Source organism: Mesorhizobium sp. RCC_202 (assembly GCF_041355295.1).
Classification (GTDB): Bacteria; Pseudomonadota; Alphaproteobacteria; order Rhizobiales; family Rhizobiaceae; genus Mesorhizobium.
Map to the genome: position 1 here is coordinate 312,402 of NZ_JBFUPO010000008.1, position 22,460 is coordinate 334,861.

General features: G+C 64.9%; 21 protein-coding genes. 8 read left to right on the plus strand and 13 right to left on the minus strand.

Translation table 11 applies throughout. The annotated features are described in order from the left end of the window. Positions 1-6: 6 nt before the first annotated feature. The 10 genes from AB6802_RS20235 to AB6802_RS20280 form a co-directional block, all read right to left on the minus strand. Entirely contained in the window at positions 7-978 is a 972-nt protein-coding gene (locus AB6802_RS20235; protein WP_371011942.1) for a branched-chain amino acid ABC transporter permease, read from the minus strand. Between the two features lie 5 nt (positions 979-983). Further along, the gene (locus tag AB6802_RS20240; RefSeq protein ID WP_371011943.1) at positions 984-1,877 is read right to left on the minus strand and encodes a branched-chain amino acid ABC transporter permease; all 894 of its coding nucleotides are present in this window, start codon (positions 1,875-1,877) and stop codon (positions 984-986) included. A gap of 2 nt (positions 1,878-1,879) precedes the next feature. After that, on the minus strand, positions 1,880-2,590 hold the full coding sequence (locus tag AB6802_RS20245; RefSeq protein ID WP_371011974.1) for an ABC transporter ATP-binding protein: 711 nt from the start codon (positions 2,588-2,590) through the stop codon (positions 1,880-1,882). Then, positions 2,583-3,320 carry an ABC transporter ATP-binding protein gene (locus AB6802_RS20250; protein ID WP_371011944.1) on the minus strand — a complete coding sequence of 246 codons (738 nt, stop codon included), beginning with the start codon at positions 3,318-3,320 and terminating at the stop codon, positions 2,583-2,585. Before AB6802_RS20250 ends, AB6802_RS20245 begins: the two co-directional genes overlap by 8 nt. A 141-nt stretch (positions 3,321-3,461) precedes the next feature. Then, positions 3,462-4,664 carry an amino acid ABC transporter substrate-binding protein gene (locus tag AB6802_RS20255; protein WP_371011945.1) on the minus strand — a complete coding sequence of 401 codons (1,203 nt, stop codon included), beginning with the start codon at positions 4,662-4,664 and terminating at the stop codon, positions 3,462-3,464. 67 nt (positions 4,665-4,731) lie between these two features. Beyond that, complete coding sequence (locus AB6802_RS20260) at positions 4,732-5,124, minus strand: nuclear transport factor 2 family protein (RefSeq protein ID WP_371011946.1); 393 nt, start codon at positions 5,122-5,124, stop codon at positions 4,732-4,734. An 18-nt stretch (positions 5,125-5,142) separates the two neighbouring features. Then, the gene (locus tag AB6802_RS20265) at positions 5,143-5,937 is read right to left on the minus strand and encodes a MoaF C-terminal domain-containing protein (RefSeq protein ID WP_371011947.1); all 795 of its coding nucleotides are present in this window, start codon (positions 5,935-5,937) and stop codon (positions 5,143-5,145) included. A gap of 13 nt (positions 5,938-5,950) precedes the next feature. Further along, positions 5,951-6,739, minus strand: coding sequence for an SDR family NAD(P)-dependent oxidoreductase (locus tag AB6802_RS20270; RefSeq protein WP_371011948.1), 789 nt, complete (start codon positions 6,737-6,739; stop codon positions 5,951-5,953). 197 nt (positions 6,740-6,936) lie between these two features. Further along, positions 6,937-7,524 (minus strand): YceI family protein, encoded by a 588-nt coding sequence (locus AB6802_RS20275; protein WP_371011949.1) that lies wholly within the window; start codon positions 7,522-7,524, stop codon positions 6,937-6,939. Between the two features lie 38 nt (positions 7,525-7,562). After that, the gene (locus AB6802_RS20280) at positions 7,563-8,459 is read right to left on the minus strand and encodes a hypothetical protein (RefSeq protein WP_371011950.1); all 897 of its coding nucleotides are present in this window, start codon (positions 8,457-8,459) and stop codon (positions 7,563-7,565) included. 215 nt (positions 8,460-8,674) lie between these two features. On the opposite strand from AB6802_RS20280, the gene AB6802_RS20285 reads away from it, so the two are divergent. From AB6802_RS20285 to AB6802_RS20300, 4 genes are all read left to right on the plus strand, one after another. Beyond that, positions 8,675-10,177 carry an aldehyde dehydrogenase gene (locus AB6802_RS20285; RefSeq protein ID WP_371011951.1) on the plus strand — a complete coding sequence of 501 codons (1,503 nt, stop codon included), beginning with the start codon at positions 8,675-8,677 and terminating at the stop codon, positions 10,175-10,177. After that, positions 10,177-11,766, plus strand: a complete 1,590-nt coding sequence (locus tag AB6802_RS20290; protein WP_371011952.1) for a GMC family oxidoreductase — start codon at positions 10,177-10,179, stop codon at positions 11,764-11,766. Before AB6802_RS20285 ends, AB6802_RS20290 begins: the two co-directional genes overlap by 1 nt. Positions 11,767-11,865: 99 nt before the next feature. Then, positions 11,866-12,642, plus strand: coding sequence for an ABC transporter substrate-binding protein (locus tag AB6802_RS20295; protein ID WP_371011953.1), 777 nt, complete (start codon positions 11,866-11,868; stop codon positions 12,640-12,642). A 170-nt stretch (positions 12,643-12,812) separates the two neighbouring features. Then, positions 12,813-13,931: an aminomethyltransferase family protein gene (locus AB6802_RS20300; RefSeq protein WP_371011954.1), complete on the plus strand. Its 1,119-nt coding sequence runs from the start codon at positions 12,813-12,815 to the stop codon at positions 13,929-13,931. Here the strand turns inward: AB6802_RS20300 and AB6802_RS20305 are convergent. Genes AB6802_RS20305 through AB6802_RS20315 form a run of 3 tightly spaced genes read right to left on the minus strand, consistent with a single transcriptional unit; the run spans position 13,928 to position 18,107 of the window. Beyond that, the gene (locus AB6802_RS20305) at positions 13,928-15,415 is read right to left on the minus strand and encodes an aldehyde dehydrogenase (RefSeq protein WP_371011955.1); all 1,488 of its coding nucleotides are present in this window, start codon (positions 15,413-15,415) and stop codon (positions 13,928-13,930) included. The two genes, AB6802_RS20300 and AB6802_RS20305, sit on opposite strands and share 4 nt — an antisense overlap. Next, positions 15,415-16,611, minus strand: a complete 1,197-nt coding sequence (locus tag AB6802_RS20310) for a cytochrome P450 (RefSeq protein WP_371011956.1) — start codon at positions 16,609-16,611, stop codon at positions 15,415-15,417. Before AB6802_RS20310 ends, AB6802_RS20305 begins: the two co-directional genes overlap by 1 nt. A gap of 50 nt (positions 16,612-16,661) precedes the next feature. Continuing rightward, positions 16,662-18,107, minus strand: a complete 1,446-nt coding sequence (locus AB6802_RS20315) for an APC family permease (protein WP_371011957.1) — start codon at positions 18,105-18,107, stop codon at positions 16,662-16,664. 180 nt (positions 18,108-18,287) lie between these two features. Here AB6802_RS20315 and AB6802_RS20320 point away from each other — a divergent pair, with 180 nt between their 5' ends. From AB6802_RS20320 to AB6802_RS20335, 4 genes are read left to right on the plus strand one after another with little or no spacing between them, the layout of a single operon-like run. After that, positions 18,288-19,058 (plus strand): IclR family transcriptional regulator, encoded by a 771-nt coding sequence (locus AB6802_RS20320; protein WP_371011958.1) that lies wholly within the window; start codon positions 18,288-18,290, stop codon positions 19,056-19,058. Positions 19,059-19,088: 30 nt separating this feature from the next. Continuing rightward, on the plus strand, positions 19,089-20,351 hold the full coding sequence (locus AB6802_RS20325; protein WP_371011959.1) for a Tm-1-like ATP-binding domain-containing protein: 1,263 nt from the start codon (positions 19,089-19,091) through the stop codon (positions 20,349-20,351). Further along, a complete protein-coding gene (locus tag AB6802_RS20330) occupies positions 20,348-21,013 on the plus strand; it encodes an HAD family hydrolase (protein ID WP_371011960.1) in 666 nt (221 codons plus the stop codon). The genes AB6802_RS20325 and AB6802_RS20330 overlap by 4 nt, the downstream gene beginning before the upstream one ends. Positions 21,014-21,031: 18 nt before the next feature. Next, on the plus strand, positions 21,032-22,387 hold the full coding sequence (locus AB6802_RS20335; RefSeq protein ID WP_371011961.1) for an aminotransferase class III-fold pyridoxal phosphate-dependent enzyme: 1,356 nt from the start codon (positions 21,032-21,034) through the stop codon (positions 22,385-22,387). Positions 22,388-22,460: the final 73 nt, after the last annotated feature.

Sequence of the window (22,460 nt, forward strand, 5' to 3'; positions counted from 1 at the left end):
AAGCCGTCAGGCCGACTTCAGCCTTTGCATCACACCTAGGCGCGTCAGCCCCTTCGGCAGGAACAGCATCGCCAGGATGATGGTGAGGCCCGAGATCACCGGATGGTAGTCAGGCACGACGATGCGGGCGAGATCGAACACCGCATACATCACCAGCGCGCCGAGGATCGGACCGAGCAGCGTGCCGGTGCCGCCGACCACCGTCATCATCAGCGGCAAGAGCATCCAATCGAGGTCGAACACCGAATCCGGCCCGACATGGAAGATATAATAGGTGTAGAGGCTGCCGGCGACGCCGGCGATGAAGGCGCTGCCGGCAAAGGCCGCGACCTTGACCTTCAAGACGTCGATGCCGTTGGCCGAGGCCGCCATCTCGTCGTCGCGCACGGCGATCAGCGCCAGGCCGTAGCGCGAGCGCATCAGCGCGCGGATGGCCAGAGCGGTGGCGACCATCAGGCCGAGCGCCACCCAATAATGCGGGCGCAGCGTGTCGAAGCTCGACGCCGGCGCGACGATGCCGAAAGCGCTGCCGGTGAAGTCGCCGCCATTGACGAACAGCACCTTGACGATCTCGCCGAAGCCGAGCGTACCCAGCGCGAAATAGTCGCCGCGCAGTTTCGACAGCAGCGGCAGGCCAATGATGACAGCGGCAAGTGCTGCGACCAGTCCGCCGAGTGCCATCGTCACCGGATCGAAATAATAGATGCCGGGATGGCTGTCATAGAGCGAGCCCCACAGATAATTGCCGGTCCACAGGATCGCGGTGGTGTAGGCGCCAAGGCCGAAGAAAGCATGACTGCCGAGGCTGATCTGGCCGCCATAGCCGGCGACAAGATTCCAGCTCTGCGCCATGATGGCGTAGAGGAAGACGAAGAACAGGAAGGAGAAATAATAGGCGTCGACGGCACCGGGCACGAATGGCAGCAGCGCGAGCGCGGCGACGACAACAATTGCGATCCATTTCAAGGCCTGGCTCATCGCTCTCAAGCCTTCTTGTAGGGCCGGCTGAACAGGCCTTCCGGCTTGAACATCAGCACCAGGAGAAAGACGCCGTAGGCGATCGCATTGGTCCAGCCGCCGGAGATGAAGAACTGGACATAGGCTTCGATCAGACCGAGCAGGATGCCGCCGGCCAAAGCCCCGCCTACGTTGCCGATGCCACCCAGCGCCAGCGCCACCAGCGCCTTGAGGCTGAAGATGAAACCGGCGAACGGGTTGAACGGAAAGGTCGTCGCCACCGCGACGCCTGCCGCGCCGGCCAGCGAAATGCCGATGGCAAAGGCGATGGCGTTGACGCGGTGCGGGCTGATGCCCATCAGCGTCGCCGCATCCATGTCTTCGGAAGCGGCGCGCACCGCCTTGCCGATGATCGTCCTGCGCAGAAACAGCACCACCAGCCCGGTACCGGCCAGCGCGATCAGGAAGCCCATCGAGCGGGTAAACGAGGTGCGCACGCCAAACAGCTCGATGCCTGTTGCCGTATAGCTCGTCACCACGGCGGCGGTGTTGCCGCCCCAGACAACGGTCATCAGGTTCTGCACCAGGAACATCAGGCCGACGGCGATCAAGAGCGAGACGTTGCGGTCTGCTTCAGCAGCCGCCCTGCGGAACAGGCCCTGATAGAGCAGCCAGCCGACGCCGAGCCCGACCGGCACGACGATCAAGAGCGACAGGAACGAATCGATGCCGAGGCCGTAGAACAACGCTCGCACGAAATAGGCGGCGAGGATGATCATCGCGCCCTGGGCGAGGAAGATCAGCCGCATGGTGCCGAAGATGAGACTAAGGCCTACGGCGGCAACGCCATACATGGCGCCGCCGAGCGCACCGTTGAGCGAGAGCTGAAGCAGGATGTCGGGGGGCGGGAGATTGAACATTTCTACTCCAACACGCCCATATAGGCTTTCTGGATTTCGGGATCGGCGATGAGCTCGGCGCCGGTGCCCTGCATGGCGAGCGAGCCGGTCTTGAGCACGAAGGCGTAGTCGGCGACCTTCAGCGCCTGGTGGATGTTCTGCTCGACCAAAAGGATGGTAACGCCCTGGCCGTGCAAGGTCTGGATCAAAGCAAACATCTGCTGCACGACAAGCGGGCTCAGACCCAGCGACGGCTCGTCGAGGATCAGCAGCGACGGCTCCGACATGGTGGCGCGCGCGATCGCCAGCATCTGCTGCTCGCCGCCGGAGAGCGAGCCGGCCTTCTGCTGTGCGCGCTCCTTCAGTCGCGGAAACAGCGCGTAGGCTTTGTCGAGCAACTCCTTGGTGCGCGGCCGCGCCTTAGGCTGGAAGGCGCCGAGTTCGAGGTTTTCCAGCACCGTCATCTGGCGAAACAAGCCGCGCCCTTCCGGCACATGGGCGATGCCAAGGCGTGCGATCGCTTCTGGCGCCTTGCCGACCAGCGACTGGCCCGCGAGCCGGATGTCGCCGGCCTTGGGCGTCAGCAGGCCGGAGACGGTTCTCAGCAGGGTCGTCTTGCCGGCGCCATTGGCGCCGACAATGGCGACGATGGTGCCGGGATCGACATGCAGCGACACGCCCCACAAGGCGCCGACATCGCCATAGGCGACTTCGAGATCGCTTACTTCAAGCAGCGGGTTCGCCAAGATAGGCCTCGATGACTTTGCGGTTTTGCGTGACCTCGCGCGGCGTGCCGTCGGCGATCTTCTCGCCATGGTCGAGCACGATCACCCGGCCGCACACTTTCATGATGGCGTCGACCTTATGCTCGACCCACAGCATCGAGATGTTGCGCTCGGTGCGGACCTTGCGGATCACGTCGACCATGCGCTGGATCTCGGTCGGGTTGAGGCCGGCCATCGGCTCGTCGAGCAGGAGCAGCGCCGGATCGGAAGCGACGGCGCGCGCGATCTCCAGCATGCGGCGGTCCGACAGCGTCATGTGCGCGGTGCGCATGTCGCGCCTGGCCGTCAGGCCGACCAGTTCGAGCGCGGCAGTGGCGGCTTCGGTTGCGTGCTTGACGCGGCCCCCTGCCCCATAGACGGCGCCGACCATGACATTCTCGAAAGCGGTCATGGTGAGGAAAGTGCGCACCAGCTGGAAGGTACGGGCGATGCCGAGCCGCGAGATGCGATGCGGCGCGATGCCGGTGATGTCCTTGCCAAGGAAGGACACGCGACCTTCTGTCGGCGCGTAGATGGCGGTGATGACGTTGAACAGCGTCGACTTGCCGGCGCCGTTCGGACCGATCAGGCCGATCAGCTCATTGGCACGAACCGTGATGTCGATGTTGTTGAGCACGACAAGCCCGCCGAAGCGCTTCTTGACCGCCTCGAGGCGCAGCAGGGTTTCGTCAGCCTGCATCGTGTTTTCCGTCACTCTCTTTCCCGATCAGATATCGGGGCGGCCGCACGATGGCGACCGCCCCTGCCCGCCGCATCAAGTCTTGCTTTGCGCGCAATTCCGGACGGAAAACCGCAACACAGTTTTCCTGGAATTGCCCGCTCAACGCTTGTCCCAGGCCGGCGCCGGCTTGTAGGTCCAATTGCCGTCCGGGTAGATCAGCTGGTGCTTGCCCTGCCACCATTGCGTGGCGACGCTTGGGATCAGAGCAAAGCCGGTCTGGTCGAATTTGAGATCGCCGACCACGGTGTCCTTGAACTCCTGGCCGAAGATCGCGTCATGGATGGCAGTCGCGTCAGTGCTGCCGGCCTTCCCGATCGCCTGCGCCAGCACCTGGGCGTTGGCATAGAAGGCGCCGACGGTGACGGAGTCCTTCTTGAACTCGGCCTCATAACGGTCACCGAGCTCCTTGGCGCCCTTGTAGGGATAGCTCGCCGACCAAAAACCGTCGGTGAGGATGTAGTCGGAGTCCGGACCGAGCGCCTCGTGGAACTCGCCGGTCCAGGTGCCTTTCCAGCCATGCAGGTAAGGCACGGAGAAGCCGAGCTCCTTCATCTGTCTGAGCAGCGTGACGGTGTCGGCCGGCGAGCCGAAGACCAGCATGGCGTCGACGTCCGCCGCCTTGAGCTTGGTGATCAGCGCCGAATAGTCGGTGGCGCCGATCGCCCAGGGGTCGTCGACGGCGAAAGTGTAGCCATATTTCTTGGCCGCCGCCTCGAAGGCGCCGCCGAACCCTTTGCCGTCGGGCGAGTCTTCCGAGACCAGCGCCGGATGTTTCGGCTTCTCACCGTCCGGCAGCTTGCCCCAAATCTCGAACGGCACCTCGGCGCCGGGCCCCGGATGGAAGAAGAACAGCGCCGAATATTTCAACTTCAACGGCTGCCACTCGAAGGGGAAGGCCGTCGTGATCATGTAGAACTTCTTGTATTTCTCGGCGACAATGGCGCCGGCAATGTTCATCGGCCCGGAATGGGTCGACAGCAGTGCGTCGACCTTCTGCACCTTGATCAGGTTTTCCAGCGCCGAGGCGACTTTGCCTTCCGAGCTTTCGTCATCGGCGATGACAAGACGTATAGGCAGTTTCTTGCCCCCCACCGTGACGCCGCCAGCCTTGTTGATGTCGGCGACGGCCTGCTGATAGGCCCATTTCTGCTCCTTGCCGTCGCCGGCCAGCGGCCCGGTCAAGGAGATCGGCGCGCCGATGACGATCTCGTCGCCGGCGGCATTGGCGACGCGCGTGCCGCCGGCGCTTAGCGCAGTGGACAGCAACAGACCGGCCAGTATTCCTTTGAGACTGATTTCCATTCCATCCTCCCAGGTTTTCATCGGGCCAATCCTCCCAAGGCGAGGCCCGCATCCGTTACGTCGCGCCTCAACCCATCGCGGCCGCGATCAGCTTGGTGTCGGTGAACTGCTCGAAGCTGACGGCCTTGCCGTCGCGCATTTCCCAGACATGGACGACGCGCGCCGACATCGGCTTGCCAGTCTTCCTGTAAGTGCCGGAATAGGTGCCGATGCCGACGATTGTCGTGCCGCCGTCGACCAGCTTTTCGAGCGCGAAAGCGTAGCCGTCCCAATCATCGCCGATGCGCTTGAAGACGCCGGCGATCACCGCATCGGGGCCGACATAGGTGCCGGCATAAGGAAAGCCGGCCATCTCGGTCCAGGCGGTGCTTGCGGTGATCGGCGTCATCATCGCCACCAAGTCCTTGGCGTCGGAGCCGGCGTAGTGCGCCTTGATGGCGTCGAAGTTCGTGTTGCTCATGATCGATGTTCCCAGCGCTCAGACCGGTTCCTGGCCCGGGTCGTAGATGATCCTGGATTTCTTCTCGATGAAGGCGCCGGCGGGCTTGTTCTCGACCTGGCCCTGGCTGGTGACGCCGAGGAATTTGCCGGTCGAGCGCATCGTGTCCCAGTTGTAGAAGAACAGCGAAGCGACCGGGATGATGAATTCGCGGAAGCCGAAGACATAGAGGTTGTCGGCGAACTTCCAGGTGGTGGCGAGGTCGACATCGCCATGGCCGCGCTGGATCCCGACAAGGTTCTGCCAGGCATAGCGCTCGGAGCTCAGGTAAATGTGCTCGTAAACGTGGTTCGGGCTGTAGGTGTAATGCGCGGTCAACCCGACCAGATCGCGCGTCGGCGCCGGCTCGCGTCCGGTCGGCGACGCAGTGGGATCGCCGAGCACGCCGGCGGAATAGACTTGCGAAACACGCGGCTCGCCGGGGGCTTCGCCTGGATCGCGCACCCGCTCGCGGACCGACAGCACACGGCGCGTCGCGGTGTCGACGATGAAGGCCTCGTCCTCGGCCGGCCTGGCGGCGAGGGTCATGTTGATGAAGAAGACATGCGGCGCGACTTCCAGCGCCTCGTACCAGTCGACGCCGGCATCGCTGCCTTCGCTCCACGCCACCGTGTCGGCGGCGGTGAAGGCGAGATCGACGGTACGGCCGGTCTTCAGCGTGATCTTGAACGTCTGGCCGACAAGCGCCTGAGACGTCGCCAGCCGGTTGGTGGCGATGCCGGCGGCGAAGTCGTCAAAATGCTTCCAGTCGGCAGGTCTGTTCTGATCGTTCATGGCCATCTCCACATCAATCCACGAAAGCGAGCGTCGGCAGGTCGACAACGGTGGCGCCGCCGTCGACGGTCAGGATCGAGCCGTTCATCATCGACGCCTCATCCGAGGCGACGAAGCAGATGACGTTGGAGACCTCCTCCGGCGTTGCTGGCCGGCCGAGCGGCACATCCTTGGTGACAAGCCTGTAGGCCTCGTCGATGGATCCCAGCCCGTGCTTGTCGACGATGACCTGCATCTGCTCGTCGGCCATGGCCGTCGCCACCCATCCGGGGCAGATGGTGTTGGTGCGCACGCCCTGGCGGCCATAGTCGCGCGCCAGCGATTTGCCGAAGCCGACGCAGGCATGTTTCATGGTGACGTAGCCTGCCGCCGCTGGCCCGGCGAACAGGCCGGCGATCGAGGCGACGACGACGATGTTGCCCTTTTGCGCGATCAGATCCGGCAGGCATTCGCGGGCGCAGACGAAAGCCGTGTCGAGATTGGTGCGCGTCGCCAGCGCCCAGGTCTCGTCGCTCATCGTCACTGTCGGGCCGACGCCATGGCCGCCGGCATTGGCGACCAGGATGTCGACGGCACCGATCTTCTCGTGAATTTCGGCAAGGGCCGCGCGCACCGCCTTGGCGTCGGCGGCATCGCCTTGCACCACCAGACCGCCTATGTCCCTGGTGACGGCTTCGAGTGGCTCGCGGCGGCGGCCCATCAGCACCACCTTGGCGCCGTCGGCCGCCATGCGCCGCGCGACCGCGGCGCCGATGCCGGTGCCGCCGCCGGTGATGAATGCCGTCTTGCCGGAGAATCGCATGGATGCTGTCCTTGAAGGCGCAAGGCCCGATATCGCGGATCGTCTGTCTGCAATGTGCGACAGCTGCCTGCAGCCGTCTTGTCCGAGCGGGAACTTTGTTTTGACTGAGCGCGCACTTCACCGTTTCTCCCACAGTGTGCCGCGCGATCCGCCGATCGCGCGGCGACCACCGCGCACCCCCGTTCGCTTGCGGTGGCCTATTTCTTCACGGCTTCCAGATCGATGACGATGTCGACCTCCGGGCCGAGGCCGAACCCATTGGCCGCCTTGGCCATCGGGAAGTCGGCGGTGCTCACCTTGCCGGAGGCGCTGAAGGCCGCCTTGGTCAAGGTCGCATCCCACGGCGCCTGCGCTTCGTTGAGCAGCTTGACGTCGAGCGTGATCTCCTTGCTGACGCCGCTGATGGTGAGATTACCGGTGACCTTGCCGGTCTTGTCGTCGACCTTCTCAACCTTGGTGCTGTCGAAGCTGATCGTCGGGAACTCGGCGGCGTTGAAGAAGTCCGGCCCCTTCAGATCGCTGTCACGCTGGTCGAAGGCGGTGTGGATGGAGCCGACATCGAACTCGGCCTTGACGCTGCTCTTGGTGATGTCGGCCTTGTCCATGACGATGGCACCCTTGACGCCCTCGAACTGGCCATGGGCGACGCCATAGATGCCATGCTTGATGGTGAAGGTGACCCAGGCATGCTGGCCGTCGATCTCGTAATTGTCGGCATGGGCGGCCGCGGCCAGCATCGAAGCGCCGGCAAATGCGAGCGCGGCAATCAGTTTTCTCGTCCTCACAAGTTTCTCCCTATTGTTGGTTGTTTGTTGGACCCGGCTCAGGAAAAGCCGAGGGCTGCCCCATGCGGCGCCCAAACGATCGCCGTGAGGATGGCCAGCATCGCCGGAAGGGCGATCAGGATGCCGGCGATAAGCGGCCGCAATGGCCGTGCGCCGGGAAGCAGGAATCGCAGCGGGCCGCGCAGCAGCACCGCAACCAAAGGCGGCAAGGAAGACAGGACCAGCGCGACTGGATTAGCCTTGGGCGCCAGCAGCGCCACCTGGATCAGCACGGTGGCGGCGGCATAGAGCAGCAGGAATTCGGTGCCCCTGCCCGCTGACGCGGCCGATCCACCACGCAGCGTCGCGAGATATTGAGCCAGGCACCAGCCGCCGATCAGCGCGGCGAGCGAGCCGAGCAATTGCCCGGTGACGATCGAGGCGCCGAGCACCGAGACGATCGCGCCCGCCAGCGAAAGGGACATGACCGCCGCCGGCGCAAGGAACGGCTCTTCGACCGAAGACGAGGTCGGTTGCTTTCCGGTGACGATCGCGGCGCCAACCAGCGCCAGCAGACCGACGGCGATCGCAGCAATCATCTGCAGGTCGAGCGAACCGACGGCGATACGCCGCCAGCCGAGCCACAGGAACGCCGCGGCGACCGCGACAATGGCGAGAGCACTTGCGGCCCGGCCGCCCGCAGGCCGTTCGGGCAGCAAGCCGATAATGATGCCGGCAAAGGCAAGGTAGATGAGCTTCTGGCTGGCGGCGACCGGCGGCAGGGCCGGCGGGCCGAGCGTGTCCCAGTAGAAGAACAACAGCAGCGCCGCCCAGATGAGCGTGAGTACCGGCGATGCAGCCGGCAAGGCGAAGCGCGCAAACAGGCCAAGCGCGATGCCGAGCAGCAGCGGCAGCGCGGCGGTGGTGATCATCGGATTGCCGAGTAATGCGCTCAATCGCCGCCACCTCTGTGACCGTTGGGACGCTCGAACCGCGCGCGACGGTGCCGTTCGATGCGGACGCCATACTGGCCAGCAACGCGTTCGCGGTCTTGTCCGAGCGGGAACTTTGTTTTGACTGAAAGCGCACTCGCGACTGTCGCGGCTTGAAGGGCGTCAGCGCGCTGCATAACCCTCCTGGAAACTGCTCATCAGCATTCGAGGAGGATGGCGTGAACGAGAGAACCGTGCCGCCGATCAGCGCGGCGGCCGCCGCATTCCTGTCGCGCCAGCACCGGCCGTTCATCAACGGACGCTTCGTCGACGGGCTCGCGGGTGACGGCCTTGCGGTCGACGATTCCGCCTCCGGCGAGATCGTCGCGCATGTGCCTGAGAGCGGTCCCGAACTCGTCGACCAGGCGGTGCGCGCGGCACGCGCGGCGCTCGAGGGACCATGGGGATCGACGCGGCCGGTCGACCGCCAGAACCTGATGCTGAGGCTTGCCGATGCGATCGAGGCCGATGCCGATCTCTTGGCCGAAATCGAGAGCATCGAGAACGGCAAGTCGCTCGGCGTCGCCCGCATGCTGAGCGCCGGCGGCACGGTCGACTGGCTGCGCTACTATGCAGGCTGGGCTACCAAGATCGAAGGCTCGACATTTCAGGTTTCCGTCCCCGTGCCGCCCGGCGCCAAGCATCATGCGATGACGGTGATGGAGCCGGTCGGAGTCGTCGGCGCCATCGTGCCGTGGAATTTTCCGCTGCTGATCGGCATGTGGAAGATCGCGCCGGCGCTGGCCTGCGGTTGCACGGTGGTGCTGAAACCGCCGCAGGAAACGCCGCTTGGCCTGCTGAGGCTGGCCGAGATCATCGAGGCCGTGGGCTTGCCGCCCGGCGTCGTCAACATCGTGACCGGCAGCGGCGCGATCACCGGCGAGGCGTTGATCCGTCATCCCGGCGTCGACAAGCTGACCTTCACCGGCTCGACGGAGGTGGGAAAGCGCGTCGGCCATGCCGCGGTCGATCGCGTCGCGCGCTTCACGCTGGAGCTCGGCTCCAAATCACCGATGATCCTGCTGGCCGACATGGAAGACGGCATCGAGCCGCTGCTGGCCGGGCTCGGCATGTTCTTCAACCAGGGTCAGGTCTGCACCTCGGCGGCGCGGCTGCTGATCGAAAAGTCGATCTACGACCGCACGCTGGCGCGGTTGGCCGAGATCGCCGACGGCATGACGATGGGCGCCGGCCGTGACGCCGAAGCCCAGATCAATCCGCTGGTTTCGGCCAAGCACCGCAACAGCGTGCAGGGTTTTGTCGAGCGCAGCCTGGCGGCGGGCGTCGAACGCGTCAGCGGCGCACGTGCGGTGCCGGCCAAGGGCCATTATGTGGCGCCGACCATCCTGCATCACGTCGGGCCCGAGATGGAGATCGTGCGCGAGGAAGTGTTCGGGCCGGTCGTGGCGGCAATGCCGGTCGCCGATCTCGACGAGGCGATCCGCATCGCCAACGACACGCGCTACGGCCTGTCGGCCTCGATCTGGACGCGTGACATGGGCAAGGCGATGACGGCGATCCACGGCCTCAAGGCCGGCACGGTGTGGGTCAACTCGCACAACACGCTCGACCCCGCGGCGCCCTTCGGCGGCTTCAAGCAATCCGGCATCGGCCGCGAGCATGGCCGCGCCGCGATCGAGGGCTATCTCGAAACCAAGACAGCCATCATGCGCTACGCCTGATGACGGAAACCTTTGACTACATCGTCGCCGGCGCGGGCTCGGCTGGATGCACGGTCGCCAGCCGGCTGGTCGCCGCGGGAAAACGCGTGCTGGTTGTCGAAGCCGGGCCAGCCGACAACACGCGCTTCATCGACATGCCCGCGACCTTCGCCAAGGTGATCGGCACGACGCGCAGCTGGATCTATCAGTCGGAGCCGGAGCCCAGCGTCGGCGGCCGCTCGCTGCCGATCCCGCAAGGGCGCACGCTGGGCGGCGGCTCATCGATCAACGCCATGCTCTATGTCAGGGGTCAACCGGAAGACTATGAAGGCTGGCGCGATCTCGGCTGTCCGGGCTGGGGCTGGGACGACGTGCTGCCGGTCTACAAGCGGCTGGAGCGCAACGAGCGGCTGGCCGGCGAACGGCACGGCAGCGACGGCCCGCTGCCGGTCTCCGACCCGCGCTACCGGCATCCGCTGTCGCTCGCCTATGTGCGGGCCGCGCAGCAGGCGGGCTATCGCTTCAACGACGATTTTAATGGCGAACGGCAGGAAGGCGTCGGCTTCTACCAGACGACGACGGCAAACGGCGAGCGCCAGTCGGCGGCGAAGGTGTTCCTGCGGCCGCTGGCCGGCAACGCCAATCTCAAGATCGTTACCGACGCACTGGTAACGGCACTGACGTTGGAGAATGGCGCCGCGACCGGACTGTCCTACGCGACGCCTGGCGGACAGGGCCACACGGCTTCGGCCCGGGAGGAAGTGATCCTCGCCGCCGGCGCTCTCGCCACGCCGAAACTGATGATGCTCTCCGGCCTCGGCCCGTCGGCGCACCTCGCCGGAATGGGCATTCCCGTGATCCGCGACATGCCGGCGGTCGGCCAGGATTTGCAGGACCATGTCGCCGCACCGCTTTACGCCCTGACCCGCAAGCCGATCTCGCTGCTCGGCGAGGATCGTGGATTGAAGGCGCTGCGGCACGGCATTGAGTACCTGCTGTTCCGGCGCGGTCTGCTCGCTTCCAATGTGGTCGAAAGCGGCGGCTTCTTCGACACCGATGGCGATGGCAGGCCCGATATCCAGTTCCATGTGCTGCCGGTGATGATCGAAAACGCCGAGCACGGTTCAGTCGAGCGCCACGGCATGGAGCTGAACCCTTGCGTGCTGCGGCCGAAATCGCGCGGTTCGGTGCGGCTGCGCTCCGCCGATGCACGCGACCCGATCCGCTTCACCACCGGCTTCCTGTCGCATCCTAACGATCTTGCGCTTTTGCTTGCCGGCATGAAGGTTGCGCGCGCCATTGTGCGCCAGCCAGCGCTGCGCGAGGTGGTCGCCGAGGAGCTTGCGCCCGGCAAGATGGACGACCTGAGCGACGAGGCGATAACGGATCACATCATCCGCCACGCCAAGACCGTCTACCATCCCTCCGGCACCTGCCGGATGGGAACCGATGAGGCGGCGGTGGTCGATCCGCAGCTGCGCGTGCGCGGCGTGCCGCGCCTGCGCATCGCCGACACCTCGATCATGCCGCGCCTCACCAGCGGCAACACCAACGCGCCGGCGATCATGATCGGCGACCGCTGCGCCGATTTCATCCTGAGCGGGAAATAGGCTCCCGCCCGCGCCGTGATCGGCGCATGACATGTCGTTTCCGTCTCCGCCGCGTCCTTGAAAGCCCGTAGACTTCCGCCGTCAACGGGGATCTGGAACATGCGTCTTTTCAGTCGTTTCGTGCTTGCTGCTTCCGTCGCTCTAGCCTTGGCCACCGGTGCTGCCCATGCCGAGGGCAAGAAACTTCGGCTCGGCACCGAGGGTGCCTATCCGCCCTTCAACTACGCCAATGCCGACGGCACGCTCGGCGGCTTCGACATCGATCTCGGCAAGGCCCTATGTGCCCAGATGAAGGTCGATTGCGAGTTTGTCGTGCAGGATTTCGACGGCTCGATCCCGGCGCTGCAGGCCGGCAAGTTCGATGCCATCATCAACATCACCATCACGCCCGAGCGTGCCGAGAAGGTGGCGTTCACCCACAAATACTACCAGACGCCGCCGGCCATCGCGGTGCCGAAGGATTCGACGATTGCCGGCACCTCGCCGGACGATTTGAAGGGCAAGGCGCTCGGCGTGCAGAGCGCGACCATCCACCAGAATTTCGCCGAGCAGAAATATTCGGGATCGACGATCAAGGCCTATCCGACCGGTGACGATGCCCGCACCGACATGGCCAATGGCCGGCTCGACGCTATGATGGACGGTTCGATCATCCTGACCGAATGGCTGAAGAAGCCCGACGGCGCCTGCTGCAAATTACTCGGCACCTTGACGGCCGATCCGGCCATCCACGGCCCCGGCGTTGGCATTGCGCTGCAGAAGGGCAACAAGGAGCTGGCCGACCAGTTCAATGCCGCGATCGACGCGCTGCGCGCCAACGGCAAGTACAAGGAAATCAACGACAAGTATTTTTCCTTCGACGTCCACGGCTCCTGAGACCGTCTGGAAGCTCTACTCCGGCGGCCATCTGAAGGCGGTTTCTGCGCTTCCGGTGCTCACGGACTTGAACGTCCGCTGCGCTCCAGTTCTCGAAACCACCTTCATATGACTCGCCAGAGCGAGTTTCGAAACGGTCTCCAAATCGCAATGCATTGTGGAGAATTTTCTTGGTTGAGCGGCGCTCCCCTTTCTATTCCAGCATCGTCGGTCTCGGCGCGACCATGGGCCGGGTCGGCGGCAATTTCATTTCCGCCAAATATTATTCCGGCATCGAGGACGAGCACCTGAACACGCGCGCCAATGTCGGCGTGCAGGACCTGAGCACCATGGGCAAGATGGACATCAAAGGTCCCGACGCCGAGGCGCTGGTCAATCATGTCATCGTCAACGATGCGTCGGCGATGAAGCCTGGGCAAGTGCGCTATTCGACCGTCTGCCGCGACGATGGCGGCATCATGGACGACCTCACGGTGTTTCGCCTGGCGCCCGAGCATTTCATGCTGGTGACCGGTTCGGTCAACCGGCTGAAGATGCTGCCGTGGCTGCTGCACCATGCCGAAGGGCGCAAGGCCTATGTGACCGACATCACGGCGGCCGTCGCCTTCCCGACCATCCAGGGTCCGCGCTCGCGCGAATTGCTCAAGGCAATGGTTTTGGACGCCGATCTCGACGGGTTGAAGCGCTGGGCGTTCACGTCGGGGCGCATCGGCGAGACGAATGTGCGCATCTCGCGCACCGGGGTGACCGGCGAGCTCGGCTTCGAGCTGTTCGTGCCGGCCGACGAAGCGGCTTCGGTGTGGGAAACGCTGATGCGGACCGGGCGGGACTTCGGGCTCAAACCCTATGGCGTGCTGGCGATGTTCACGCTCGGGCTGGAAAAAGTCTATCCAGCGCATGGCGTCGACATGGACGAAAGCCGCACGCCCTTCCATGTCGGCCTCGACCGCTGGATCCGTTTCGACAAGGCCGACTTCGTCGGCCGGGATGCGTTGATGCGGATCCGCGACAAGGGTATCGACGAGCGCTGGACAGGGCTGATCCTCGACAGCGACAAGCCGGCCGCGACCGACGCCAGGGTGAAGTCGCCGGACGGCGAGGATGCCGGTATCGTCACCTATAGCGACCATGGCTATTCGATCGGCAAGATGCTGGCCACCGCGCATCTCAAACTGCCCTTTACGGCGATCGGCACCGAGTTCAGCATCGACATCGACGGGACACCGGCGCGAGCGGTCGTCGCGCCGATGCCGTTCTTCGATCCTGATGGTTCCAGGCTGCGCGCCTAAAGAGATATCCACGCCGTCTTGAGGTCGGTGTATTTCTCGATGGCGTGCAGCGACTTGTCGCGGCCGAAGCCGGACTGCTTGAAGCCGCCGAGCGGCACGGTGATGTCGGCGCCGCCATAGGTGTTGACATGGACGACGCCGGCATTGATGGCGCGGACCATGCGGTGCGCGGTCGACAGGTTCGACGTCCAGACAGCGGAAGCGAGACCGTAGACAGTGGCGTTGGCGAGGCGCACTGCTTCTTCTTCAGTGTCGAAGCGCATGATGCCGAGCACCGGGCCGAACACTTCCTCGCGGGCAAGCTGCATGGTCTCGGTCACATTCTCGAAGATCGTCGGCGCCATGTAGCTGCCGCCGGTCTCGGTGAGGATCCGCTCGCCGCCGGTGACAAGCCGGGCGCCCTCTTCGGAAGCCTGGGCGACGAAGCCGAGATTCTTGGTCAATTGCTCGGCGCTCGACACCGCGCCGACGTCGCTCGAGAGATCGAGCGGATCGCCGACCTTGAGCTTGGTCGTCGCCGTGAGGAGCTCGTCCATGAAGCGGTCGTAGACCGAGGCCTGAACCAGCAGGCGCGAGCCGGCGACGCAGACCTGCCCGGAATTGCGGAAGATGCCGTTGGCCGACACCACCGCCGCCTGTTTCAAATCCGGCGCGTCGGCAAAGACGATGTTGGGCGACTTACCGCCAAGCTCCAGGAAGACCCGCTTCAAATTGGAGCGTGCGGAGTATTCGAGCAGCCTGCGGCCGACCGGGCCGGAGCCGGTGAAGGCAATGGCGTCGACATCCATATGCAGGCCGAGCGCCTCGCCGGCGACCGAACCACGGCCGGTGACGACGTTGAAGACGCCCTCGGGCAGCCCCGCCTCGGCGGCGAGTTCGGCCAGCCGCAGCAAGGTGAGCGAGGCGATCTCCGGCGGCTTGACGACGATCGCGTTGCCGGCCGCCAAAGCCGGCGCGATTTTCCAGGCGCCGATCATCAGCGGGAAATTCCACGGCACGATGACGCCGACGACGCCAAGCGGCTCCTTGTGGATCAACCCAAGCACATTGTCGGCCGTCGGCGCGATCTCGCCATAGACCTTGTCGATCGCTTCCGCATAGTAGCGGATGGTGCCGGCGGCCGAGAGCGGTTCGGCCTTGTAGGCCATGCCGATCTCGGTGCCGTTGTCGCGCACGCCGAGCACCGCGAGCTCCAGCGCGTGCTTCTCGACCAGTTCGGCGAATTTGGTCAGCACCTTCTTGCGGAAGGCCGGTGCGGCGCGCGACCAGGAGCCTTTGGCGAAGGCCTTGCGCGCCGAGGCGACCGCGCGATCGATGTCGGCAGCGCCGCCATCGGCGACGCTGGCGAAGGGACGGCCGTCGATCGGGGAGATCACCGGCAGGCTGGCGCCGCTTTGCGCGTCCGTATGGGCGCCATCGATAAACAGACGCCGCGCGCCGACCTCCGCCTGGCGCAGCGTGTCGATGGTGTCCTGGTCGATCATTATCGGTTTGCTCCAAAAGCTACATGAAGGGTTGCCGGCGCGCGGAACTCCCAGCCGCGGAAGACGGGCTCCTCGCCCGGCACCAGCCGCAGGTCCGGAAAGCGCTCCAGCAGCAGGCGTAGCGCAAGGCACATCTGCTCGCGCGCGAAGAAGCGGCCCGAGCAGAAATGATGGCCGAAGCCGAAGACGGCGTGATTGCCTTCGGCGCGATGGATATCGAAGCGATCGGGATCGGTGAAGCGGCTTTCGTCGCGGCTGGCCGAGGAGACCAGTGCCGCGACCGGCGCGCCGGCCGGGATGGTGGCGCCGCCTATTTCGACGACGCGCGTGGTCTCACGTGTCTGCGTGCCGATTGGCGCCACCCAGCGCAGGCCCTCGTCGACCGCTTTCGGCACGAAGGTGTCGGGATCGTCGAGCACCTGCCGCAACTGTTCAGAATTGGTCAGCAGGCCGACAAGGATGGAGCCGGCGCCGTGGCCGGGCTCCTGCATGCCGCCGAGCAGGATCACCTTGATGGTTGGCATCAGCAAGTCGAAAGGCCGTGTCGTGCCCGGCTGCATCCCGTCATGCAGCATATGCGACAACGCTGAAGCGTCGGGCTCGCGGGCGAGCTGCTTCAGCGTCGGCAGCACCGCGTCGCCAACCTCGGCGCTGATCGCATCGGCGACCAGTTGCCGCTTGGGGTCTTTCTCGAAATTGATGGCGCCCTGGGCGAGACCGTAGAACCAACGCCGCAAGGTCGGCATATCGACATCGGCAAGGCCGAGCGAGCGCGCCAGGCTCAGCGTCGACACCGGCTCGAAATAGTCGGCCATCAGTTCGGCCGAACCGCGCGCGGCAATCTCGTCAAGATAAGGTTCGGCGATCGAGCGCACGAGATCGCCGGCATAAGAGGCAACCGTGCGCGGCCGGTATTTCGGGTCGACACCCAGGCGCAGATCCTTATGGACCTCGCCGTCGGTGGTCAGGATGGTCGGCTTGCCGAAGGAGCGTTCAACGGGCGACACGCCCGCGGTGACGACGGCGGAGAAGATGTCGGGTGATTTCGCCACAAGCTCGACGTCTTTCCAGCGGGTGACGAACCATAGATTGACCGAAGGCACGAAGGCCACAGGGGCGCTGCGCCTGAGTTCGGCATAGATCGGGTACGGATCCGCTTCCAGCGCCTCGACGGTGATGTTTTCGGCAAAACTCATGCCGCGCTCCGTTGCGATGAGAGGGCGGCGCCTGGCGCCGCCCGCATTTGTCAGTCTTTCAGCGGAAGGCCTAGATTTGCGAAGGCTGCCGGATCCCGGCTCTTCAAAGCTCCAGCCAGCAGCAGTCCGACAACAGCGGCAATCAGCACCAAGAGCGGCAGGAAGACGCCGAGGAAGCCGCCGGCGCCCGACAGGCTGCCGAAATTGATGACGATCAGATAGATGATGACGACAAAGGCGATGAACGTCAGCCCCGGCAGGATGGTGGTCTTGAGCGCGTTCTCCTGATTGTCCGGATTGGCGCGGAAATACATCACGACAGCCAGCGAGGCGACCGCCATCATCACGATGACGCCGAGCGTGGCGACATTGGTTAGCCACGAGAACAGCGCCAGCACCGGATCGAGGCCGAGTACGGCGAAGAGCCCGACGACCAGGGCCGCAAGCACGGTCTGGATGACGGAAGCGACATGCGGGCTCTGATGCGCCGAATGGGTGACGCCGATCGCCTGCGGCAAGAGCTTCTCGCGGCCCGAAACGTAGATGTAGCGGGCGACCGCGTTGTGGAAGGCCAGCACGCCGGCGAACAGGCTGGATACGAACAGGATGCTCATCGCGTGGGTGAGCAGCGTTCCGGCATAGCGGTCGGACAGGCCGAACAGGAAGGTGGTCGGATCTTGTAGAGCCTGGAGAGACGGCAGGAGCTTGTCGACGCCGGCGCCGACCGCCATCAGCCAGGCGGTGACCATGTAGAACAGGCCGATCAGGATGACGGAGAAATAGGTGGCGCGCGGGATGGTCACTTTCGGGTCGCGCGCCTCTTCGGCATAGATCGTCGTCGCCTCGAAGCCGATGAAGGCGGCGAAGCAGAACAGGATGGCGATCGCCGGCGCGCCGCTGGTGATCTGGCTCCAGCTGAAGGGTGCGGCCGACAGGCCGCTGTCGCCGCCGGTCTTGAGGATGGTGAGGTCGAGGATCAGCACCACGACATATTCAGCAAGCACCAGCACGGTCAGGATCTTGGCCGACAGGTCGACCTGGCGGTAGCCGAGCACGGCGACGATGGCGATGGCGATGAAGCTCCACACCCACCAGGGCAGGTTGATGCCCCAGCCGGCGAACAGGCCGGCGGTGGCCGCGCCGAGCAGGCCCATGACGCCGATCTGCATGGCGTTGTAAGAGAGGATCGCGATCAGCGCCGTGGCGCCGCCGGTAAGGCCGCCGAGGCCCCGCGCGGCGTAGGCGTAGAAGGCGCCAGCATTGCCGATGTGGCGCGCCATGGCGACATAGCCGACGGCGAACAAAAGCAGCAGAAGCGTCACGATGAGATAGGTGCCGGCAAAGCCGGCGCCGTTGCCCATCAGCATGCCGAGCGGCGTGCCGCCGGCGACAGCCGTCAGCGGCGCTGCGGCAGAGATCACCATGAAGGTGATGGCGCCGACGCCGAGGCTGTTCTTCCTTAGCCGGTTCGCTGAACCGGCTTCAATGGTTGTCATGTGTCCCTCCATTCCGCCGTGCGGAAGCCAAGTGTCCCTGAGATGCCGAGGGCCTTCTGATGGGGCCAACTTTTGCATTTCATTATTTGCAACGGCATTTCGATATTAGACTTGCAAAGGAATCGACTTGCTGTCAAGTTAATTCGCACGTTAAGTATCTGACGGAGGATTAGAGCGACAATGAGCACGGTGGCCAAAGCCATTTCGCTGCTGGAGATGCTGGGCCATGGCGCGCCGGAGACGGCGCTTGCCGACCTCGCCAAACGCGCCGGCTTCGACAAGGCGACGACGCGCCGACTGCTCGTCTCGCTGATCGCGCAGGGCCTGGTCGAGCAGGACGAGACAACGCGTCTCTACCGGCTCGGCGCCGGCCTGACGCGGCTGGCGCTGATGCGCGAGGCGCAGTTCCCGTTCCTGCGCATGGCCGTGCCGGTGATCGACGCGCTGGCTGTCAAGACCGGGGAGACTGTGCATCTGTCGGAACATTCCAGGCGCGGCCTGCTCACCGTCCACGTCATCGAATCGGCAAAGGCCAACCGTGTCAGCGTGCCGCTCGGCGAGTTGCTGCCCATGCATGCGACGGCATCGGGCATCGCCTTCCTGGCCTTTGCCGAGGAGCGGACCCGCACTGCGGTCCTCGCCGGACCGATGCCGGCCTTCACGCCCTTCACCATCGGCGACACTACGATGCTCGCCGAGCATGTCGCCGCCGCGCGGGCGCGCGGCTATTCGATCGGCGCGCAGGGTTTCGAGGAAGGCGTGATGAGCGTCGCAGCATCCATCCTCGGCGCCGACGGTTTTGCTATCGGCACCATTGCGGTCGCCGCGCCGCGCGTGCGCACGCAGAAGAGCGACATCGAACGCCTTGGCGCCGATGTGACCGCGGCGGCGCGTGACATCGGCGAACGGCTGTTCGGCCGGCATGACCCAGCCCGCCAGAAACGGGCATAAATACCAACAAGAGAGTTTAGGGAGACTGACGTGGAGGAGAAACGCCGAATCCTGGTTATCGGCACCGGCGACACCAAGGCCGACGAGCTTCTGTTCATGCGCGAGCGGATCGAAGCCGTCGGCGGTGTTGCCGTGATGATGGACGTCAGCGTGCTCGGCGATCCGCCTTACAGCCCGGAGCACGACCGGCACGCGGTGGCCCAAGCCGCCGACACCACGATCGAGGCGATCATCGCCAGCGGCGACGAGAACACCGCAATGACGCTGATGGCGCTCGGCGCCTCGCGGCTTGCCCGCTCGCTCTACGACCAGGGCGCGATCGAAGGCTTCATCGCGCTCGGCGGCTCGATGGGCACCGACCTTGCTCTGGATGTCGCGCTGGCGCTGCCGCTCGGCGCGCCGAAATTCGTCGTCTCGACCATCGCCTATTCGCATCTTCTGCCGCCGGAGCGCATCGCCACCGACCTGATGATGATCCTGTGGGCCGGCGGCCTCTATGGCTTGAACAGCGCCTGCAAGGCGGTGCTGTCGCAAGCGAGCGGCGCGGTGGTGGGCGCCGCGCGCGCCGTGGTGAAGCCGGACGAGTCCAGGCCACGCATCGGCATGAGCTCGCTCGGCAAAAGCTGCCTGCAATATATGGTGACGCTGAAGCCGGAGCTGGAAAAGCGCGGCTATGAGGTGATCGTCTTCCACACCACCGGCATGGGCGGGCGGGCGCTGGAGGCGATCGCCGCGCAGAAGGGATTTGTCGCGGTGATGGATTTCAGCCTGCAGGAACTCGCCAACCAGCTGACCGGCTCGGTGGTGAACTCGGGCACCGACCGGCTGGAGAATGCCGGGCGCCAGGGCATCCCGCAGATCGTCGCGCCCGGCGCCATCGACATGGTCGATTTCCCGACCTGGCAGGCGGTGCCGTCGCGCTTCACCGAGCGGCCCTATCACGCGCATAACCGCCTGCTTGCTTCGGTGACATCGGATGGCGAAACGCGCCGCGAGATCGCCCGCGCCATCGGCGAGAAGCTTGCCGCCGCGACCGGGCCGACCGCTTTCATCCTGCCGGCCGGCGGCATCCAGCAATGGGACCAGGAGGGCGAGCCGCTGCACGAGCCGGATGCGCTGTCGGCCTTTGTCGCGGAGATGCGAGCAAGCGTGCCGGCCAATGCCGAACTGCACGAGATCGCCGGCCACATCAACGACGCCGCTTTCAGCGCCAAGGCGCTGGAGATCTTCGACCGCTGGGTCGCCGAAGGCATCGTTCCGCCCGGCGCTTTGGCTGGCAGGCGCGTCGCATGAGCAGGGTGAAGCCGCAGGCGCTGGTCCTCGACTTCGGCGGCGTCGTCACCCGCACGCTGTTCGAGACGCATGCGCTGACCGAGCAGGCGCTCGGGCTGAAGCCGGGCACGCTGCGCTGGCAAGGTCCGTTCGACCCCGGCAGCGATCCGCTTTGGCGATTGATGCAACGCGACGAAATCAGCGAACGCGACTATTGGACGGAACGGACACGCGAGGTCGGCGCTCTCATCGGTGAAAAATGGACATCGATGCAGACCTTCGTGCAACGGGCGCGCGGAGCGGAACCGGAAAAAGTGGTGCGGCCCGAGGCCGACCAGGCCATCCGCACAGCGCACGCCGCCGGCATCCGCCTCGCCATCCTCTCGAACGAACTCGACCTGTTCTATGGCGCCGATTTTCGCCAGCGCCTGCCGCTGCTTTCCCTGTTCGAGACGATCGTCGACGCGACCTACACGAAAATCCTCAAGCCCGACCTTCGCGCCTATGCGATGGTCGGCGAGGCGCTGCAGCTGCCGCTCGAGACCTGCGTCTTCGTCGACGACCAGAAGCGCAATGTCGACGGCGCCGTCGCCGCCGGCATGCCCACCGTCCATTTCGACGTCGCAGAGCCGACGCGTAGCTATGCCGAGGCGCTTGGCCATTTCGGCCTCGCGCTTTCCTGAACCCCGGAGCCCTTCCCGATGCGTGACATCAACTTCCTCACCGAAAACAACGCCAAGCCGATCTGGCACCCGATGGCGCATCCGGCCGAGATGCGGGCGAGCCCGCCGAAGATCATCATGAAAGGTGAAGGCGCATCGGTGACCGATGCCGAGGGCCGCACCGTGCTCGATGCCGTCGGCGGCCTGTGGAACGTCAACCTCGGCTATAGCTGCGACCCGATCAAGAAGGCGATGGCCGCGCAACTCGATGTGCTGCCCTATTATTCCGGCTTTCGCGGCACCTCGACCGGGCCGTCGATCGAGCTTGCCTATGAGCTGACCGAATGGTTCGCGCCGGAAGGCATGGTGCGCGCCTTCTTCACTTCCGGCGGTTCGGACTCGGTCGAGACAGCGCTCAGGCTTGCGCGGCAGTATTGGAAGATCCGCGGCCAGGGCGACCGCACGAAATTCCTGGCGTTGAAGAAGGGCTATCACGGCACGCATTTCGGCGGCGCCTCGGTCAACGGCAACGCCAATTTCCGCCGCAACTATGAGCCGCTCATGCCCGGCGTCTTCCATACGCCGGCGCCGATGACCTATCGCAACCCGTTCGACGAGACCGATCCGGCCAAGCTGGCAAAGCTCTGCGCGCGCGCCATCGAGGAAGAGATCGCCTTCCAGGGCGCCGATACCATCGCTGCCTTCATCATGGAGCCGGTGTTAGGGGCCGGCGGCGTCATCGTTCCGCATGAGAGTTTCATGCCGATGGTTCGCGCGATCTGCGACCGCCACGACATATTGCTGATCGCCGACGAGGTGGTGACGGGCTTTGGCCGCACCGGCGCCTGGTCGGGCTCGCGGCTGACCGGCGTGAAACCCGATTTCATGACCATGGCCAAAGCGATCACCTCGGGCTATTTTCCGCTCGGCGCAACCCTCATCGGCGCCAAGGTCGCCGACGCCTTCGAGTCTGACAAGACGAGCTTCGGTTCGATCGGCCACGGCTATACCTATTCGGGCCACCCGGTCGGCTGCGCGGCCGGTATCGCGGCGCTGGCGGAGACCAAGCGGCTAGCACTCAACGAGAACGCGGCGGCGCGCGGCGTCGAGCTTGGCAAGGCGCTGGAAGCGTTGAAGGCGAAGCACCAGCTCGTCGGTGATGTCCGCTACAAAGGCCTGATGGCGGCGCTCGAGCTGGTCTCGGATCGCGGTGCCAAGAAGCCGGTCGACAAGAAGACCATGACCGTCGTCGCCGACGGCGCCTATGGCGCGGGTGTGATGCTGCGCGTCTCCGGCAACAACATCATCCTGTCGCCGCCGCTGATCATTACCGCCGCCGACGTGGCGAAGATTGCCGAAGGGTTGGATGCGGGGTTGGCGGCTGCCTTTGGGTGAGTAGTGAGTAGTGAGTAGTGAGTAGTGAGTAGTGAGTAGTGAGTAGTGAGTAGTGAGTAGTGAGTAGTGAGTA

Excerpts from the sequence above, each read along its gene's own strand:
- AB6802_RS20235 (WP_371011942.1), bottom strand. The coding sequence starts at position 978 with ATGAGCCAGGCCTTGAAATGGATCGCAATTGTTGTCGTCGCCGCGCTC.
- AB6802_RS20240 (WP_371011943.1), bottom strand. The coding sequence starts at position 1,877 with ATGTTCAATCTCCCGCCCCCCGACATCCTGCTTCAGCTCTCGCTCAAC.
- AB6802_RS20250 (WP_371011944.1), bottom strand. The coding sequence starts at position 3,320 with ATGCAGGCTGACGAAACCCTGCTGCGCCTCGAGGCGGTCAAGAAGCGC.
- AB6802_RS20255 (WP_371011945.1), bottom strand. The coding sequence starts at position 4,664 with ATGGAAATCAGTCTCAAAGGAATACTGGCCGGTCTGTTGCTGTCCACT.
- AB6802_RS20260 (WP_371011946.1), bottom strand. The coding sequence starts at position 5,124 with ATGAGCAACACGAACTTCGACGCCATCAAGGCGCACTACGCCGGCTCC.
- AB6802_RS20265 (WP_371011947.1), bottom strand. The coding sequence starts at position 5,937 with ATGAACGATCAGAACAGACCTGCCGACTGGAAGCATTTTGACGACTTC.
- AB6802_RS20270 (WP_371011948.1), bottom strand. The coding sequence starts at position 6,739 with ATGCGATTCTCCGGCAAGACGGCATTCATCACCGGCGGCGGCACCGGC.
- AB6802_RS20290 (WP_371011952.1), top strand. The coding sequence starts at position 10,177 with ATGACGGAAACCTTTGACTACATCGTCGCCGGCGCGGGCTCGGCTGGA.
- AB6802_RS20295 (WP_371011953.1), top strand. The coding sequence starts at position 11,866 with ATGCGTCTTTTCAGTCGTTTCGTGCTTGCTGCTTCCGTCGCTCTAGCC.
- AB6802_RS20305 (WP_371011955.1), bottom strand. The coding sequence starts at position 15,415 with ATGATCGACCAGGACACCATCGACACGCTGCGCCAGGCGGAGGTCGGC.
- AB6802_RS20310 (WP_371011956.1), bottom strand. The coding sequence starts at position 16,611 with ATGAGTTTTGCCGAAAACATCACCGTCGAGGCGCTGGAAGCGGATCCG.
- AB6802_RS20315 (WP_371011957.1), bottom strand. The coding sequence starts at position 18,107 with ATGACAACCATTGAAGCCGGTTCAGCGAACCGGCTAAGGAAGAACAGC.
- AB6802_RS20320 (WP_371011958.1), top strand. The coding sequence starts at position 18,288 with ATGAGCACGGTGGCCAAAGCCATTTCGCTGCTGGAGATGCTGGGCCAT.
- AB6802_RS20330 (WP_371011960.1), top strand. The coding sequence starts at position 20,348 with ATGAGCAGGGTGAAGCCGCAGGCGCTGGTCCTCGACTTCGGCGGCGTC.
- AB6802_RS20335 (WP_371011961.1), top strand. The coding sequence starts at position 21,032 with ATGCGTGACATCAACTTCCTCACCGAAAACAACGCCAAGCCGATCTGG.